18 protein-coding genes are annotated in these 16,914 nt (G+C 47.3%); 11 read left to right on the top strand and 7 right to left on the bottom strand.

The features are described 5' to 3' along the window. Positions 1–92: 92 nt before the first annotated feature. From MY7_RS14020 to MY7_RS13990, 7 genes are all read left to right on the top strand, one after another. Positions 93–1,361 carry an MFS transporter gene (locus MY7_RS14020; RefSeq protein WP_007613685.1) on the top strand — a complete coding sequence of 423 codons (1,269 nt, stop codon included), beginning with the start codon at positions 93–95 and terminating at the stop codon, positions 1,359–1,361. Between the two features lie 166 nt (positions 1,362–1,527). Beyond that, the gene (locus MY7_RS14015; protein WP_007410056.1) at positions 1,528–1,908 is read left to right on the top strand and encodes a protein liaI; all 381 of its coding nucleotides are present in this window, start codon (positions 1,528–1,530) and stop codon (positions 1,906–1,908) included. A gap of 13 nt (positions 1,909–1,921) precedes the next feature. Then, the gene (liaH, locus tag MY7_RS14010) at positions 1,922–2,599 is read left to right on the top strand and encodes a stress responsive protein LiaH (protein ID WP_007613678.1); all 678 of its coding nucleotides are present in this window, start codon (positions 1,922–1,924) and stop codon (positions 2,597–2,599) included. A gap of 105 nt (positions 2,600–2,704) precedes the next feature. Next, positions 2,705–3,574, top strand: a complete 870-nt coding sequence (liaG, locus tag MY7_RS14005; RefSeq protein WP_007613676.1) for a LiaG family protein — start codon at positions 2,705–2,707, stop codon at positions 3,572–3,574. A 26-nt stretch (positions 3,575–3,600) separates the two neighbouring features. Continuing rightward, the gene (gene liaF / locus MY7_RS14000) at positions 3,601–4,332 is read left to right on the top strand and encodes a cell wall-active antibiotics response protein LiaF (RefSeq protein WP_007613669.1); all 732 of its coding nucleotides are present in this window, start codon (positions 3,601–3,603) and stop codon (positions 4,330–4,332) included. After that, positions 4,329–5,411 carry a two-component system sensor histidine kinase LiaS gene (gene liaS / locus MY7_RS13995; RefSeq protein ID WP_003151796.1) on the top strand — a complete coding sequence of 361 codons (1,083 nt, stop codon included), beginning with the start codon at positions 4,329–4,331 and terminating at the stop codon, positions 5,409–5,411. The genes liaF and liaS overlap by 4 nt, the downstream gene beginning before the upstream one ends. After that, positions 5,389–6,021: a response regulator transcription factor gene (locus MY7_RS13990; RefSeq protein ID WP_003151798.1), complete on the top strand. Its 633-nt coding sequence runs from the start codon at positions 5,389–5,391 to the stop codon at positions 6,019–6,021. The genes liaS and MY7_RS13990 overlap by 23 nt, the downstream gene beginning before the upstream one ends. Positions 6,022–6,063: 42 nt before the next feature. Here MY7_RS13990 and MY7_RS13985 read toward each other — a convergent pair whose 3' ends face one another. From MY7_RS13985 to MY7_RS13975, 3 genes are read right to left on the bottom strand one after another with little or no spacing between them, the layout of a single operon-like run. Further along, entirely contained in the window at positions 6,064–7,176 is a 1,113-nt protein-coding gene (locus tag MY7_RS13985; RefSeq protein ID WP_007613667.1) for a Ger(x)C family spore germination protein, read from the bottom strand. Further along, positions 7,173–8,273: a spore germination protein gene (locus MY7_RS13980; RefSeq protein WP_007613666.1), complete on the bottom strand. Its 1,101-nt coding sequence runs from the start codon at positions 8,271–8,273 to the stop codon at positions 7,173–7,175. The genes MY7_RS13985 and MY7_RS13980 overlap by 4 nt, the downstream gene beginning before the upstream one ends. Further along, positions 8,248–9,690 (bottom strand): spore germination protein, encoded by a 1,443-nt coding sequence (locus MY7_RS13975; RefSeq protein WP_007613662.1) that lies wholly within the window; start codon positions 9,688–9,690, stop codon positions 8,248–8,250. The genes MY7_RS13980 and MY7_RS13975 overlap by 26 nt, the downstream gene beginning before the upstream one ends. Positions 9,691–9,806: 116 nt before the next feature. On the opposite strand from MY7_RS13975, the gene MY7_RS13970 reads away from it, so the two are divergent. Then, positions 9,807–9,992 (top strand): YvzF family protein, encoded by a 186-nt coding sequence (locus MY7_RS13970; protein ID WP_003151806.1) that lies wholly within the window; start codon positions 9,807–9,809, stop codon positions 9,990–9,992. Between the two features lie 67 nt (positions 9,993–10,059). Further along, the gene (fumC, locus tag MY7_RS13965; protein WP_007410064.1) at positions 10,060–11,448 is read left to right on the top strand and encodes a class II fumarate hydratase; all 1,389 of its coding nucleotides are present in this window, start codon (positions 10,060–10,062) and stop codon (positions 11,446–11,448) included. 36 nt (positions 11,449–11,484) lie between these two features. On the opposite strand, the gene MY7_RS13960 is transcribed toward fumC, so the two are convergent. Then, positions 11,485–12,360, bottom strand: a complete 876-nt coding sequence (locus MY7_RS13960; RefSeq protein ID WP_017418948.1) for a TetR/AcrR family transcriptional regulator — start codon at positions 12,358–12,360, stop codon at positions 11,485–11,487. 178 nt (positions 12,361–12,538) lie between these two features. Between MY7_RS13960 and spxO the strand changes: the two genes are divergently transcribed. Then, positions 12,539–12,703, top strand: a complete 165-nt coding sequence (gene spxO / locus MY7_RS19625) for an anti-adapter protein SpxO (RefSeq protein WP_007410067.1) — start codon at positions 12,539–12,541, stop codon at positions 12,701–12,703. Between the two features lie 29 nt (positions 12,704–12,732). Here spxO and MY7_RS13955 read toward each other — a convergent pair whose 3' ends face one another. Both MY7_RS13955 and MY7_RS13950 read right to left on the bottom strand, forming a co-directional pair. Then, the gene (locus MY7_RS13955) at positions 12,733–14,088 is read right to left on the bottom strand and encodes a sensor histidine kinase (RefSeq protein ID WP_007613652.1); all 1,356 of its coding nucleotides are present in this window, start codon (positions 14,086–14,088) and stop codon (positions 12,733–12,735) included. Beyond that, positions 14,085–14,762, bottom strand: coding sequence for a response regulator transcription factor (locus tag MY7_RS13950; protein ID WP_007613651.1), 678 nt, complete (start codon positions 14,760–14,762; stop codon positions 14,085–14,087). The genes MY7_RS13955 and MY7_RS13950 overlap by 4 nt, the downstream gene beginning before the upstream one ends. Positions 14,763–15,038: 276 nt before the next feature. On the opposite strand from MY7_RS13950, the gene MY7_RS13945 reads away from it, so the two are divergent. Further along, positions 15,039–16,400 carry a S1C family serine protease gene (locus MY7_RS13945; protein ID WP_007613649.1) on the top strand — a complete coding sequence of 454 codons (1,362 nt, stop codon included), beginning with the start codon at positions 15,039–15,041 and terminating at the stop codon, positions 16,398–16,400. A gap of 46 nt (positions 16,401–16,446) precedes the next feature. Here MY7_RS13945 and MY7_RS13940 read toward each other — a convergent pair whose 3' ends face one another. Beyond that, positions 16,447–16,911: a Dps family protein gene (locus MY7_RS13940; RefSeq protein ID WP_029325843.1), complete on the bottom strand. Its 465-nt coding sequence runs from the start codon at positions 16,909–16,911 to the stop codon at positions 16,447–16,449. Positions 16,912–16,914: the final 3 nt, after the last annotated feature.

The raw sequence follows: 16,914 nt of genomic DNA, 5'->3' as shown, positions 1-16,914 counted from the left end.
CAGAAGGAAAATGTATCTTATGCATTATTGACTGAAAAATTAAAAAATGAGATATTATAAGAAACATTGTAAAATAATGGGGGATTTGATAGATGGATACATATAATAAGAGCGAGAGCATCTGGAATAAAAATTTCACCCTTCTGTTTATCTCAAGGCTAGTTAAATTGTCAGGCGACGGTTTTGCCTTTAATTCCATTCTATGGTTTTTGATTTTTGACGGGGAAGGCGCGATCGGCACGTCCCTGTTAATTGCGGTCACGTTCCTTCCGGAGGCGATGCTGGCGCCGATTACCGGGCCTTTTATGAAGCAGCATACGCTGAAATTCTGGATGTATTTCTCCGACCTCACGCGCGCGGCGGTCGTGTTGATCATTCCGATCTGTTATTTTAACGGTTTTTCTCCTTTATGGTTTGTCATGCTTCTCATGATTGTGCATTCAGCCACGGGAGCCGCTTATAATCCTGCATCTATCTCGTTAATCCCCAATATTGTCGGAGAAAACAGCCTGCAGAAAGCGAATGCGGTCATCCAGTCATCAGGCCAGATCGTCAGGCTTGCCGCCATTACGCTGAGCGGGGTGTTCTTAACATTTATCAGTCCCGCTTATTCTTTGTTTATCGCTCTTATATTCTATCTTCTATCAGGTTTTCTCGTACTCTTTATGTCATACCAAGTCCAGCATGCCAAACAGGATACAGTCGCCGTCAGACAGCGCGGGACGTATTTCGGAAGGCTCAAACGGGGTTTCGTTCTTGTCAGGAAACACCAGATTTTATACCCGCTCGCCATCTATTGTATCTTCATGAATTTTGCGGCCGCTCCGTGGGAGGCGCTCTCTGCCGTTTATGTCGCCGAAGATTTAAACATGCCGCCGATCATCTACTCGCTTTTGAAAGCGACAGGCACGGGCGGAGCCTTTTTAATGGGTTTTATTTTGGCTAAGGTGAAGGTGAACAAATACGGTCTCCTGTTTGTGTCAGCGGGAATCATAGAAGGAGCGGCATTTTTCATCACCGGCCTCAACACTTTTCTGCCGCTCGTCTTCCTCGCCGCGTTTGCGTTCGGATCTGCCGTCAGCGCGATTAATGTGCCGGAATATACGATTATTCAGACGTCTGTGGACCATGATGACCAGCCGCAAGTCTATGCCGTCATCCATATGATCTCAAACATATCCATTCCGCTCGGCGCGGTTCTTTGCGGGTACGCGGCTAACGCCTTCGGTTCCGGAAAAGTCATTGCCGCCGGCGGTCTCGTTGAAGTCCTGTCCGGTCTCGGAATATTGTTCTTTACGAAGCTGGCCAAAGCCGAACGCTCAGATCTCATCAGAGAAAAAGAAGCGAGCATCAGAATATAGATTTTTCGTAAAACGCCCTGCGCCGTCCGGTGCAGCGGCGTTTTTTTATGCGAAGGTCCGGGGGCTTATACGACTCCGGTCTGATATGAAAATCAATCTCTGACTCGTTTTGCCGGCCGCGGGATTTGTTTATAGTAAAGACAAGGAAAACGAAAGGAGGATCTGCATGAATATAAATGGTAAAACGGCAGGCGGCTTTCTGCTGATTGTGTTCGGACTTTCTGTCTTTTTCGGAGGAGGCCATTTCGCATTTATCATCCCGCTGGCGATCGGAGGCCTGATGCTTTACTGGGGAATCAAACGTTTTTCAAAAGGCCGGGCGGTATCGGGTATCATCGCGGGCGTCATCGGAGCTATGATTCTCGTCGGTTCTCTTCCATTTATCGTTGCGATCGGACTGGCCGGCGCCATGGTGTATTTCGGGTGGAAGATGATGAAGCAGGGCGGCTCAGACACCGCTTCCCGCCAGTATGAACCGGAAGCGGCATCACCGGGCTATCAATCCGGATTTGACTCTGAATGGGAAGAATTTCTGAAGAAAAAATAAGGAGGAAGACAAAATGGTCTTAAAAAGAATAAGAAATATGTTCGTCGCATCTGTTAACGAAGGGCTTGATAAATTAGAAAATCCGAAAGTCATGCTGAATCAATATGTGCGTGATATGGAAAGTGACATCGCTAAGGCGAAACAAACGATTGTCAAACAGCACACGATCGTCCATCAGTTTAAGAAAAAACAGGAAGATGCCTCCGAAACGGCGGCAAAACGGAAAAACCAAGCTCAGCTTGCTTTTGACGCCGGGGAAGAGGAGCTAGCGAAAAAGGCTCTGACTGAAATGAAATACCTTGAGGGAAAAGCGGCCGAACATGAAAAAGCGTATGAGCAGGCGAAAACACAGCTGGCAGAGCTGAAAGAGCAGCTGGAAACTTTAGAAACGCGCCTCCGCGACGTAAAGGATAAAAAACAGGCGCTCATCGCCCGCGCGAACGCGGCAAATGCGAAGGAACATATGAACGCTTCTTTCGACAAAATTGACAGCGAAAGCGCCTACAGAGAGTTCCTTCGAATGGAAAGCCGCATTGAAGAAATGGAAGTCCGCGTCAAATACGGCACTTCAGCTGAGGCAAACACAGAATACAGCCGCTCCCAATATTCAGACGAGGTGGAAGCTGAGATTGAAAACATGCGCTCGCTTTCTCTGGAAAAAACAGAGCGTCAAAAAGCGGCTCATGAATAATGTGCACAAGGGAAGATCGGCGCGTTTACGCCTCTTCCCTATACGCACGTATCAATTCTCCGGCTTTTCCTTTATAATAAAATGAATGAAAAAGGATGGAACGTAATGAAGCGTAAGATTGCCAAAGGACTGATGGCGGCGTCCGTTCTGATCTGCTGTCTGTTTTTGGTGAAAGAAGTGTTTGCCGGGCGTTTTTTTCCGCTGTACGAAACAGAAGCGGAGTCGGCAAGCATACCGCCGCGTGCCGTCAACAGCCTGTCCGTTTCATCGGAACAGACGGATGTGAAAATCATCGCGGAAGCGCGGAATGATATCGCGGCAAACATGACGGGACCGGCGGGGAAAATGTTTGTCCAAAACAGGGGAAAGACCCTCAATCTCAAAGCGAAGGAGAAAGGGTTCCAATTTCTGAATCTCTTTCAGCGTCCTCTGCTGATTGTCCGCATTCCGTATGATTATCATCGGGACATCACCGTCCATACGTCAAACGGCAGCATTGCCGTCGACGGAAACAAGGGGCTGTCTCTTGCGCACCTCAGCGTCCGTTCTGTAAGCGGGAACATGTCGCTGAAGCACGTGAAGACGGATGTGTTTGAAGCGAAGGGGCTGTCGGGCAATCTCACAGCAGCAGGCCTTGCGGCAAAAACGGGGGCTGTCCGCTTATCCTCGGGACATGTCGGGCTTCAGCATGCGGCGGGCGCCCTTGACGTGCGGGTCGCTTCCGGCAGTGTCGACGCCTCGCTTGAGACGGCGGATGCTCCCGTATCCGTCAGGCTTGCGAGCGGCAGCGCAGCGATCAGCCTGCCGAAAGACGGAAGTTTTACGGTGAACGCCGAGACGGCAAGCGGAAGGATCTGGCCGTCTTATTCCTTTGAGAAAACGAGTAAGGAAGGCGGGGCATTTACCGGCATGAAAGGCAGCGGCGCCAGGCCGATTGATATAAAAGTGACGAGCGGCAATATTGCACTGCAATAGTCAAGGAAAGGAGGGGCAAGCAGCTGATGGCAAAAAAACAGATTCTCGGACTTATCATCGCCTTATTAGGCGTCAGCATGTTTTTGCGTATTATCGGCATCGGCGACTTCTTGTTTTGGCCGCTCTTTTTTCTGATCACAGGCTATATTTTTAATAAATATTCCCGCGGCTGGCTCGGCTCCGTCCTGTATATCTTCGCCGCTTTTTTATTTTTGAGGAACCTGTTCAGCGCCACCTTTAACCTGTTCGGCTATGCCTTCGCCGCCTTTCTCATATACGCGGGCTACAGGCTCCTGAAAGGAAAGCGCGTGCATGAACATAAAGAGAAGAAAATCAATCTTGAAAAAGAAGAGCAGTCAAAGTCTTCCGCCCAGACGGAAAGCAGACAGCCGGACCTCCGCAGCTTTTTTATCGGCGAGCTCCGGATGATGAAGGACCCATTTGAGCTGAATGATTTAAATGTTTCCGGATTCATCGGCGATGTGAAAATTGATTTGTCAAAAGCGATGATTCCCGAAGGAGAAAGCACGATGACCATCAGCGGTGTCATCGGCAATGTCGATGTGTACGTCCCCCCCGATATCGAAGTGTCCGTCAGTTCATCAGCTTTTATCGGCGATATGAACCTGCTCGGCTCTAAGAAAAGCGGCATGAGCCCGAATCTGTATAAAGTATCGTCTGAGTACGGCGACTCGCCGCGGCGGATTAAAATTTCAATTTCGTTATTCATCGGCGATGTGGATGTGAAGTATTTATGAGGAAAAAATTACTCGCCAATATTCAGTGGCGCGCCATGCGGATGACCGCGGGACTCAGTCTGCTCCTTTGCGCGGTGTTTATTACGCTGATGCTGCTGTATTACGGGCTTGACCCGATGCTGCTGTTTTCTTCCGGCTGGTTCGGTATTCCGTTTGTGGTCATCCTGCTTCTGGCGTCTCTTTCGGCGGGATTGATTTCCGGTTATGTATACGGCGGCCGCCTGAAAACAAGAATGGATACACTGATTGAAGCGGTTTTGAAATTTGAAAACGGCAATTTTGCTTATCGGGTGCCGCCGCTCGGCGATGATGAAATCGGTCTGGCGGCAGATCAGCTCAACGAAATGGCCAAGCGGGTCGAGCTCCAGGTCACATCGCTGCAAAAGCTCTCCAACGAACGGGCGGAATGGCAGGATCAAATGAAAAAATCGGTCATCACTGAAGAACGCCAGCGGCTGGCGCGCGATCTGCACGATGCCGTCAGCCAGCAGCTCTTTGCCATTTCTATGATGACATCCGCCGTCTTAGAGCAGGTGAAAGATGCGGATGACAAAATCGTCAAACGGATTCGCATGGTTGAACATATGGCGGGGGAAGCGCAAAACGAGATGAGAGCGCTGCTATTGCATTTGCGGCCCGTCACCTTAGAAGGAAAAGGCTTAAAAGAAGGGCTGATTGAGCTGTTAAAAGAGTTCAAAGCGAAGCAGCCGCTGGATATTGAGTGGGACATCAGCGATACGGGTGTGTCAAAAGGCGTTGAAGACCATCTGTTCCGCATCGTGCAGGAGGCGCTTTCCAACGTTTTCAGACATTCAAAGGCGACCAAGGTCACCGTCAGGCTCGGCGCGAAACATCAAAAACTTCAGCTAAAAGTCATTGATAACGGGGCGGGTTTTACGATGGATCAAGTGAAAGCATCCTCATACGGCCTGCATTCCATCAAGGAAAGAGCGAGTGAAATCGGCGGCATAGCGGAAATTATCTCCGTAAAGGGAAAAGGCACGCAGATCGACGTGAAAGTCCCGATTTATCAGAAAACAAAAGGAGAGAACGACAGTGATTCGAGTGTTACTGATTGATGATCATGAAATGGTCAGGATGGGTCTGGCCGCATTTTTAGAAGCACAGCCGGACATTGAAGTCGCCGGTGAAGCATCAGACGGGCAGCAGGGCGTCGATCTGGCCGCAGAGCTTTTGCCGGATGTGATTTTAATGGACCTTGTCATGGACGGCATGGACGGCATCGAAGCGACAAAACAGATCTGCGCGAAACTCAATGACCCGAAAATCATCGTGCTGACGAGCTTTATTGATGACGACAAAGTGTATCCGGTGATCGAAGCGGGAGCGCTCAGCTATTTGCTGAAAACGTCCAAGGCGGCAGAAATAGCTGAAGCCATCAGAGCGGCTGCCAAGGGTGAACCGAAGCTTGAATCGAAGGTGGCGGGAAAAGTGCTGTCAAGGCTGCGTCATTCAGAGAATCAGCTTCCGCATGAAACACTGACAAAAAGAGAACTGGAAATCCTCTGTCTCGTCGCGGAAGGCAAGACGAATAAAGAGATTGGTGAAGAGCTGTTCATTACGATTAAAACGGTGAAAACCCACATTACGAATATATTGTCAAAGCTTGATGTCAGTGACCGCACGCAGGCAGCCGTATATGCCCACCGCAACCATCTCGTGACATAAGAAAAGGAGAGCGGCGCCAGCACACTCTCCCGAGGGACGGGGTCATTGGGACATTCCCTTTGTTCCGAAATCCCTGATGGCGACTTTGACTTTGTATTCAATATCCGATTCACTGAAGTGATGATCCCAGTCAGAGGATATCTTTTTCCATTTACCGGGATAATGAATCCGGACTTGATCGCCTAACCCGGTAATATCCACTTTCAACTCATGCTGCATGTAATCAATGAATGCCATGACATCTGAATGAATGCTGCGTTTTACCGCGTTTTTGATTTCATTTATATAGGACTCCTTGAAAGAATCTTCTTTCGGGTTCCAATCCTCAGACAGACGGCCTTCAACAAACCGGGTGACGATAAACTTGAATTTTCCATTTTTATATTTTGTTTTTACATTATATTTGCTGGAAAATACCTCGAAGGATAAATAATGATTGTCATGCTTTGCAAACGTGACGCCTCCCTTTACCGTGCCTGTGAACAGGTTCATATTCTGGACTTGTAAAGGCGTTAAATTCGCATACCAGAATTTATTTTTAATAATGGTAGCGCCCCAGATTTCCAGTCTGCTGCCCACTTGGCGCACTTGAGGAAGGGCAAAGGTCTCGCCTTTGGCGATTTTCTCTGATATTTCCCCCAATGTCACGGGCTCCATCATCCGGATGGTGACCGAATTATTCTCCGTTAAGTCATAGATCGTATTTGACGCAGGTTCTCCCTGGTCACTGATTTTGAAAATATCTTTCGTTTTATCCGGCACCGTCATCACATTGCAGCTTCTTCTCGTACCGTTGTCTCTGATAAATTGGTTCATCAATGCGTCAAGCGGAATGTCATCCTTTAACAGCGCTTCGGAAAACAGCATGATGCGCAAGTGCTGAGAGAAAGCGGGGTGGTTTTTTAACGATGCCGTCCTTAAGGCTTGGTGAACGGTTTCCCCGGAAGTGGAAGTCACCTTTGTCGGATTGCTTGATGTCGACTGCTGGGAACTTGCTTTTTGAGGGATCAGAATCTGCTGCGTCACTTCCACGTTTTCTTCCTCAGGTTTATCGAGCCCGACTCCGATAACGAGGCTCAAGTCTTCTATATTACGGCTGTCCCAGCATCCCGTCAAAAGCAATGAGCAAAGAAAGATTACGATGTATTTCTTCATTGCGCTTTTTTCACCTTCCTTTTCACAGCGACGACTCCAAACATCAGTAAAGGCAGCAAAAAGAAAACCAAGAAGATATAGCCGAGAATATCACTGAACATCAACAGCTTGTTGCCGTCTTTTGGCATCAATGATCCGAAGAATGTCGCAATCCCTACGAAGATGATCCCTTTTTTCTGCTTCAGCCCGAAAATTTTATTCAGGCCAGATGTCGCGAAATACCCGTACGAGACATAGGTGGCGAAAAATTGGATGATCCAGACAACAAGCAAAAAGGACTCGAACCTTTCAATAAAAAGCCCTTTGATTTCAAATGATTGAAAGAGCGCGATCGTAGGCCAGATCATTGTTTTGACATCCTGGGTGGTTAAGGCGCCGACGACGAGAACATAGGTAATGATGTATAAAATAATCGGGATGCCAAAGCCCATGGCCGACATGCGGAATGTGTGCTTTTTATTTTTGAGGTACTCGGGGAGAAACAGCATAATCTCAATTCCCAAGAAGGAAACAGAAACGACGGTCAAGGAAGCCATAACGGGAGAAAATCCCTGCCCGAGCACCGGCCGCAGGTTGTCCAGATCAAATATTTTAAAGCTGAAAGAAAACACCAACAGCAAAATAATGATCGTAATCGTTAAATAGAAAGGAAAGAGCCTGCCGATATCGCTCATGCCGCCGATAATTAAATAAACGGAACAGGCGATAAAGATAAACAGCGTGACCGGCACGGGCGTTCTTTCCAATAAAAAGAACTTGACCATTTCCGCCATCGCCCGGGCTTCGAAGCTGGCGACTCCTATAAAATAGAGACAGATCATAAGATTGACGATATTTCCCGCCCATTTGCCGAGTCCTTCATTCATATAATCAAATAATGATCCGTACTGATGCTTTTTCATAATGAGCGTATTGAGATAAATCAAAAAGATAAAGATGACGCCTTCCAGACATAACGCGATCCAGCCGTCCGGCGAATTTGCCCTTGCTGACAGCGCACGCGGCATGGTGAGGAGTCCCGCGCCGAGCATCGTGTTTGAAATCAATGCTGTCCCTTGATAGCTTGTAAGCTTATTGTGAGTTGTTTTCTGGCTCATTTATGTTTTTCGCCTCTTTTGGTTGATTTTTAATAGGGAGACGGAGAATAGAGTCGTTTGCGTTTTTTAAGCTGAAAAATCCATTCGGCGAGAAATACGGAGAACCGAAGCTTCGCTGTCTCGATAAATGAGTGTAGATCGCCAGCATAAATAAAATCATGCCGTACAGCCCGAAAGCTGCCGCGGTAAACATCGAAATGAAACGGAGCACACGGAACGACAGACCCATCCCGTACTGCGGCACTGTAAATGAAGCGAGCGCGACAATGCTGACCACGATGACCATGATGGAGCTGACAATATTCGCTTCAACGGCCGCCTGGCCGATGACGACTCCGCCCACCAATCCGATCGTCTGGCCGAGCGGGCTGGGAAGCCTCAAGCCCGCTTCTCTCAGCAGCTCTATCGTAATTTCCATTACCATCGCTTCAATGATAGGCGGGAAGGGAACGTTTTCTCTGTTCGCCGCGATGGTGACTGCGAGCGTCGTCGGCAGCAGCCCTTGGTGAAACGAAACGAGGGCGATATAAATGGACGAAAAAAACAGCGTGATAAAAATAGACGTAAACCGCAGCGCCCGGATGAGCGAGGCGGAAATCCACCGTTCATAATAATCATCGGGAGACTGCATTAAAATTCCTAAAGAAGCCGGAACCACCAGCGCAAACGGCGAGTTGTCGACAAGGATGGCGACGCGGCCGTTGAACAAGGCGGAAGAGACTTTATCAGGCCGTTCCGTATTTTGTATTTGCGGAAAGGGCGAATACTTATTATCCTCAATAAGCTCCTCAAGCGTTCCGGAATCCTGGATGTCGTCCATCTTCACTTCGCTGAGTCGCTTTACAACATCGCTGACGACAGACGGGTCCGCCTTATCATCTATGTACATGACCGTGGCGTATTTTAACTTATTTTCTCCGATCGGAACCTTTTTCGTTTTCAGCTTCGGATGGTTCGTGCGCTGCCTGATCATGGCGACGTTTGTATCAGAATCTTCTATGAAGGCGGTTTTCGGACCTCTTACGACCTTTTCGGATGTGGGTTCATTCACGCTTCTTTTTTCTCTTTTTCCCGTGGACAAAATGTATACGCTGTCAAGTCCGTTAATAAACACGGCGCATTTTCCCCGCAGAATGGAGATGACGGCTTCCTTCGACGTAAAGACGGGACGGGCGTCGATCTTATCAAGACGTTTCGCCACCGTATCCAGCGTCAGAGTGTCTTCCTCCCGAAGCAGCGTTTCAATCGCTTCTTTTATTTTGTCTTCGTCGTTCATTTCACTCAGATACATATAATAAAAAACAAGCCCGTTCGGAAGCATCTTTTTATTTTGAACCAGGTCATCATTCTGCTCTACGTGGGGAAGCACCAGTGCCAGATTAACGTGTATGTATTCCTTGAATTCCGATTGCGCCATCGACAGTCACCCGCCTTCCAATCCTTAATTGAGGTTATCTTTTCCTGTTAAAAAAATGATATACTATGATAAAGTATTTAATGGTACAAGTTTTTTTATGAAAGCGGAGGAGAGATGTGGCACAAGTCAGACTGGCAGGAAATGCCGAAGAAATTGAACAGCTCATCAAATCATTTGAAGCGCATTACGAAGTGGCTTACACGTCGAAAGAATACCGTAAAACAAATCCGAAGTATAAATACTCAAAGGATTCGCGCGTCTATCTTGAGCTGAAATTAAAAACGGCCAAGGCCGAAAAATAAAAAGGGTTTCATCTGTTACTGGCGAATAATACTCAGGGTGAAGCAACTGTTATGGAGGGATACATAAATGGACTACAGAATTGAAAAAGACACCATGGGAGAAGTTAAAGTTCCGGCAGATAAATTTTGGGGCGCTCAGACACAGCGCAGCAAAGAGAACTTCAAAATCGGTTCAGAAAAAATGCCTCAGCGTGTTGTGAAGGCGTTTGCAATATTGAAAAGAAGCACAGCGATCGCGAACGAACGCCTCGGCAACTTAGAGTCTGAAAAAGCACAGGCGATTGCCGCTGTATGTGACGATGTTTTAAACGGCAAATACGACGATAACTTTCCGCTCGTTGTCTGGCAGACGGGAAGCGGCACGCAAAGCAACATGAACATGAATGAAGTGGTGGCCAACCGCGCGACAGCTTTATTGAAAGAAAAAAATTCCGAGCTGAAGATTCATCCGAATGATGACGTTAACCGCAGCCAAAGCTCAAACGATACATTCCCGACGGCGATGCACGTTGCGGCGGTTCTTGCCGTATATGAGCAGCTCGTTCCGGCGCTTGATCAGCTGCGCGCGACGCTTGATGAAAAAGCGAAAGCTTATCAGGATATTGTGAAAATCGGACGGACGCATTTGCAGGACGCCACTCCGCTGACGCTCGGACAGGAAATCAGCGGCTGGGTATACATGCTTGACCGTTCGAAAGAAATGATTCTTGAGTCAACGGAAAAAATCCGCGCGCTTGCCATCGGAGGCACGGCAGTCGGCACGGGAATCAACGCCCATCCGCAGTTCGGTGAATTCGTCGCGGAAGAAATCACAAAAGTAACGGGGCAGACATTCAAGAGTTCGCCTAACAAATTCCATGCGCTGACAAGCCATGATGAAATCACTCACGTTCACGGCGCGTTAAAAGCATTGGCTGCCGACCTGATGAAGATTGCCAACGATGTCAGATGGCTGGCCAGCGGCCCGCGCTGCGGAATCGGCGAAATCGTCATTCCTGAAAATGAGCCGGGAAGCTCTATCATGCCGGGCAAAGTCAACCCGACGCAAAGTGAGGCGCTGACAATGATCGCCGCGCAAGTGATGGGAAATGACGCGACAATCGGATTTGCGGCCAGCCAAGGAAACTTCGAGCTGAATGTCTTCAAACCGGTTATTATTTATAACTTCCTGCAGACCGTGCAGCTGCTCAGTGACGGAATGAATTCCTTCCATGACAAATGCGCTGTCGGTATTGAGCCGAACCAAGAGACGATTCAGGAAAATCTCTCTAACTCATTAATGCTTGTTACGGCGCTTAACCCGCACATCGGTTATGAAAACGCCGCGAAAATCGCCAAGCTTGCCCACAAAGAAGGCCTGACGCTTAAAGAAGCGGCATTACAGCTGAACCTTCTGACAGAAGAACAATTTAATGAAATGGTGCGTCCGGAAGATATGGTGCACCCGAAAGCATAAAAAGAAAGAACGGCTGCAGTCATTGCGGCCGTTCTTCTAAATAAACTGCTGTTTCAGTAAAAATCTGAGCTGTTCTGCATCTTCAGCCAGCAGGTCGGATTCCTTCAAATTCAAAATCATTCCTTTGATGATTGCCGGTTTCGGCGACTTTTTCTTCATTTCCGCTTCCAGAATATCCAAGCTCTCGGTGAATTCAGATGCTTGCGCCTTGTCCATCGTGCCGATGCGCGTGCGGAGGGTCTGCAAGATCGATTGGCTTAAAGGATCGGGCTGCCCGTTATGAAGGGGCCCAAACAGTGAGCTTGCCTCATCAAGAGAAATAAACGCTTCATCATGTCTGTCCGCCATTCCGTTTACGATGTCATCAATTCTGTGAATCACGGTATTTGCCAGAAGCGAAGGCTGTACGGACCGGCCGGTCAGAATGAGATATTCAAGATACATCTGACTGATTCCTTCTATTAAAAAACAAAGCTCGGCTGTGTATGGTTCAGCTTTTTCTCCGTAAATAGCAAGAAGACTGTCGATATGAAACTGCAGGATCGACCGGCGGATTCTCTTTCCGCACTGCGCCGCTTCCTCGGTATAAGGAAGTGAACCGTCTTTCATCTGCACGGTAATAAAATCCTGATGGGCGAGAATCGATTCGTAAAACACCGCAAGCTGTTTTTGGTAAGCGGCTCTCGGACTGTCACCCTCCGTTTGGATCGTCGTGATTCGGGTAAACGTTTTATCATAGTAGTAATTCAGCATGGATAGAAGCAGTGCTTCTTTGGAAGGAAAGTAAAGATAAAAAGCGCCTTTTGAGATTTTGCATTCATCGGCGATTTCCTGAACCGATGTAGATTTGTACCCTTTTCGGGCAAACAGTTTAATTGCTGCTTCAATGATCAGCTTTTCTTTTTCCTTCAATGGTTCCACCCTTTCGGAGCCAGGAGGCTGGCTTGTGCTTCTCATGTATGACTATATGGTCATATTGATATTCCGTAAATTTAACCTGATTGTAACTTGTTTTTTTGTTTTGTTTTATTTATATTATAAAGTGAGCTGACCGAATGGTCAAAGTTCTGGCGAAAGGGTGAATCTGAAAATGAAAGAATTAGATGAAATGATCAGCCGCTTGCGAAACAGAGGAATTAAAGTCGAAAAGGTGAAATATCCGAAAAAGACAATTTGTGAAAAGAAATGGGTTCATCAATGCCAAAAACCGCTGAAAACAAACTACAGAGATTTTAACGGCTACTCCTTCACATAAAAAAAAAGACTGCAATGAAACACTACAGTCTACTTTGGTATGATAATTCGGTAGATTACACCTGATTGGCCATTTTCAATTGAAATTGATGCTTTATGCAGGGTTAAAATCCGTTTTACGATGCTGAGTCCTATGCCGAACTCGCCTTTCTTCCCTTTATTAAAAGGCTCGTACAAGCTGGATAGCATCTCATCCTCAATCGGAGGCCCGTCATTTTCAACCGTCATGACAATCTGCTGCTGATTTTGGCTGATCCGAATGTGAATCGCCGTCTCTGCATAGCGGATTTGATTTTCGAGAATGTTTTCAAGAAGTTTGCTCCATTGTTCCGGATCACCGGGCATCATTAATGCATCTTCTGTTTCAACGGTCCACGATAATTCCTTCCGGGCCCATTTGAGCCGTTCAATGACTTCTTCCGTGACCTTCACAATGTCAAATGTCTCATGGTGCACCCGCTGCTTCATTAAATAATCAAGCTTCGTTAAATATAATAAATCCTTAATTTTCTTCTCAAGTTTTTCTGCTTCGCCTTCAATGACATCAATTGTGGTTTCCAGATCCCCCTTAGGAAAAATCCCGTCCTTTATTGATTGAGTATAGCCCCTTATCACCATGACAGGCGTTTTTAAATCATGAGAGATATTTTGCAGGAGCGTTCTTTCCGTTTCATCCTTTTGCACCAGCTTGCTCCGCATATCTTCAATGGTATGGCCTAATTTTCCGATTTCGTCTTTTCTGTCGACGATGACCGGATCATCCCAATCCTGTTTTGAAATCCGTTTGACATGCTTCTCTAAGGAAACGAGCGGGCGCGAGAGATATTTGGCAAGCCAAATCGCCGGAATCCAGCTTAACAAAATCACGCCGGCAATGATAAAGAGCAGCTGCTTGAACAGGGTGAATGCCAGATCATCACGATAAGAATCAAGGGCGTAAGACAGCATCATCGCATCCTGGCCGTTAATGGTGAGGCCTTTTTTAATGACGAAAAACACTTTTTCACCGCTGATGTCCGCGCTGTATCGTTTCGTGACGCTGTGCTGACGGCCCGCGAGCTTGTACACCTTATGGATAAAGGAAGAAGAAAAGTAGTTCAAGTCTTTGTCACTGGCCGATTCCTCCCGCTCAGGCAGAAGAACGTGCTGAACGGATCGGAAAGTCGTCGGAGCGGTCGCATCCTCGCTGTAATATCCCCGCTCGATCGATCCGGGCAGCCGGTACTCCGTCAGTACATGCTGTTCATTTTCAATGGTCGTATACGTTTCATCCGTGAAAAAATTACGCAGCGTATTTGAGAACAGCACGAGAAGCAGAATCGAAATGGCTAAGAGGATGCCTGAGATGACTACCCATATTTGAAAAGCAAGCGGCTTATTTTTCATGACGTCATCATCCTGTAGCCGAATCCGTAAATGGTCTCAACCTTTAACCCGGGCATTTTTTTTCTCAGCCTCCGCACAAGATCATCGACCACCCGGTCAGTGCCGAAATAATCATGGCCCCATATTTTCAGCAGGATGTCTTCCCTGGAAAAGGGGTGTCCTTTATGGTGAAGAAATAAAAGCAGCAGATCAAATTCCTTAGACGTCAAATTGACCAGGCTGCCGGTTTCATCATAAACCTCTCGGGCATCTTCGATCACATTGTAGGAAGAAACGGTGATGCCGGTTTTTTTGGGAGCGGGCTGTTCTTTATACACGAGCTCGAGCAGCTTCTGGACCCGTATAATAAGCTCTCTCGGCAAAAAAGGCTTGGCGATATAATCATTGCTTCCAAGCTCTAACCCGAGGACTCTGTCAATATCGGCATCCCGCGCGGAAATGAAAATGACCGGCACATCGGGATCTTTTTCTTTTATTTCTTTTATCAATGTATAGCCGTCCGTATCCGGCAGCATGATGTCAAGAATCCACAAGTGGGGAGACGGCTGCATCTGCTTTCTGGCATCTTCGCCTTTTGTGAAAGATGTAATGTTCCAGCCTTCATTCTCTAAATATTTTGTGAGCAGTTCATTCAGGTTATCCTCATCTTCAACTAGATAAATGGTGTATGACAAGGCATTTCACATCCTTTCAACGTCATTATACTAGTTTTAACACACTCAAGCCGCATTTTCATAATTTCACATATTCTTTTCATTTTTATCCCACAATGTTTGTTTATGATGTGTATAAGGGAAGAAAGGAAGAAAAAAAGCGGGGAAGATAACATGTTCAAACACATTTTGTTTTGGAGCTTTGCTTTTCTCCTTATTATTGGGACAATAGAATTTGTACATGCGATGAATATGTAATCGATAGAATGAAAACATGCTGAAGGAGTGTGCGTGAATATGAATGATCATCGAGATGACGGAAGAAGCCGCGATCAGTCAGATCTTTCACATACGGAACAAAACAGAAATGAACAGCAGCGGATCAGCCATCAGGAGCCCGAGCTGCTTGAAGAGCCCGTCTCGAAAGAAGCGGAAAACGAGACGGCGGCCGGTACGGAATTTGAAAAAACGGCTGCCGTGAAAAAAGAAAAAAAACGGAGAGCTGCTTGGCTGAGCCCGGTTTTAGGCGGCATTATCGGCGGCGGCCTCGTGCTTGGCATTGTGCCGAACCTGCCGAGTGAGCAGCATAAGACAGAAGCCGTTTCTGATACGAAACAAGTTCAGTCTTCGAATTTTACGTCAACGCCTTTGAAAAATACCTCAAGCGTAGCGGATATGGTGGAAGATTTGGAGCCCGCGATTGTCGGAGTGTCCAACTACCAAGCTTCGCAAAGCAGCCAGTTCGGACTTGACGGCGGTTCAAGCTCTGAAACGGAAAGCGGCACGGGGTCAGGCGTCATCTTCAAAAAAGACGGCGAAAAAGCGTACATCATCACAAACAATCATGTCGTAGAAGGGGCGAACAAACTGTCGGTCACTCTTTACAATGGGAAAACCGAAACGGCAAAGCTTGTCGGAAAGGATGCCATCAGCGACTTGGCTGTATTGGAAATCAGCTCGTCCAATGTCAAAAAAGCGGCCAGCTTCGGGGATTCCTCCAAGCTCCGCATTGCCGATAAAGTGATTGCCATCGGCAACCCGCTCGGCCAGCAGTTTTCCGGCACCGTCACACAAGGTGTCATCAGCGGGCTGAACAGAACGGTAGACGCCGATACATCCCAAGGCACGGTGGAAATGAACGTGATTCAGACGGATGCGGCGATTAACCCCGGAAACAGCGGCGGCCCGTTAATCAACTCAAGCGGCCAGGTCATCGGGATCAACAGCATGAAAGTCAGTGAAAACGGTGTGGAGTCACTCGGCTTTGCCATTCCGAGCAATGATGTAGAACCGATAGTCGACCAGCTGCTTGCTAAAGGGAAAGTCGAGCGCCCGTTTTTAGGTGTGCAGATGATTGACATGTCGCAAGTGCCGGAAACCTATCAGGAAAACACGCTCGGACTGTTCGGCGACCAGCTGTCTAAGGGTGTTTACGTAAAAGAAGTGCAATCCGGCTCACCGGCTGCGAAAGCGGGCATCAAATCAAATGACGTCATTGTACAATTGAACGGCAAAGATGTCGGCAGCAGCGCCGATATCAGACAAATCTTATATAATCAGCTGAAAATCGGCGATAAAACGACTGTTCAAGTGCTCAGAAGCGGAAGCAAAAAGACGCTGAACGTCACATTAACGAAACAAACCGAAAGCGCAAGCTGAACGCATAAAAAAAGCTGAACCTTCAACTGAGGTTCAGCTTTTTTCGTCATTCTCCCAAGTAGGCTGACAGCATCCACACATGCTTGTCCGCTTCTTCAACTAATCCGACAAACAGGTCGGCAGTTGACGGGTCATTTTGTTCCTCGGCGATGCCGATGACAAATTTTGATTCGCGGCTGATTTGTTTATAGTCTTGAACCAGTGATTCCACCATTTCAGCAGCCGTTTTTTCCTGGCCTTCATCCGTAATGGAAGCTTGTTCAAGGTAAGTGTGTAAAGTCGCCGCAGGCTGTCCGCCGATGGCCAGAAGTCGCTCTGCGATGGCATCCGCCGTTTCCGCCGCTTCGTTATACAGTTCTTCAAATTTTTCATGAAGCGTAAAGAAGTGAGGGCCTTTTACATACCAATGAAAGCGGTGCAGTTTAGAGTAAAGGATAAACCAGTTTGATAATTGTGTGTTCATTGATTTCTCAACAAGAGTTTCAGTATTTTTCGCGTTTTGTGTATTCATATT

The sequence above is a fragment of the Bacillus sp. 5B6 genome (assembly GCF_000259405.1).
In the GTDB taxonomy this organism is placed as follows: domain Bacteria; phylum Bacillota; class Bacilli; order Bacillales; family Bacillaceae; genus Bacillus; species Bacillus velezensis.
Note: the sequence above shows the minus strand (reverse complement) of the source record. Positions and strands in the feature narration are given on the sequence as shown.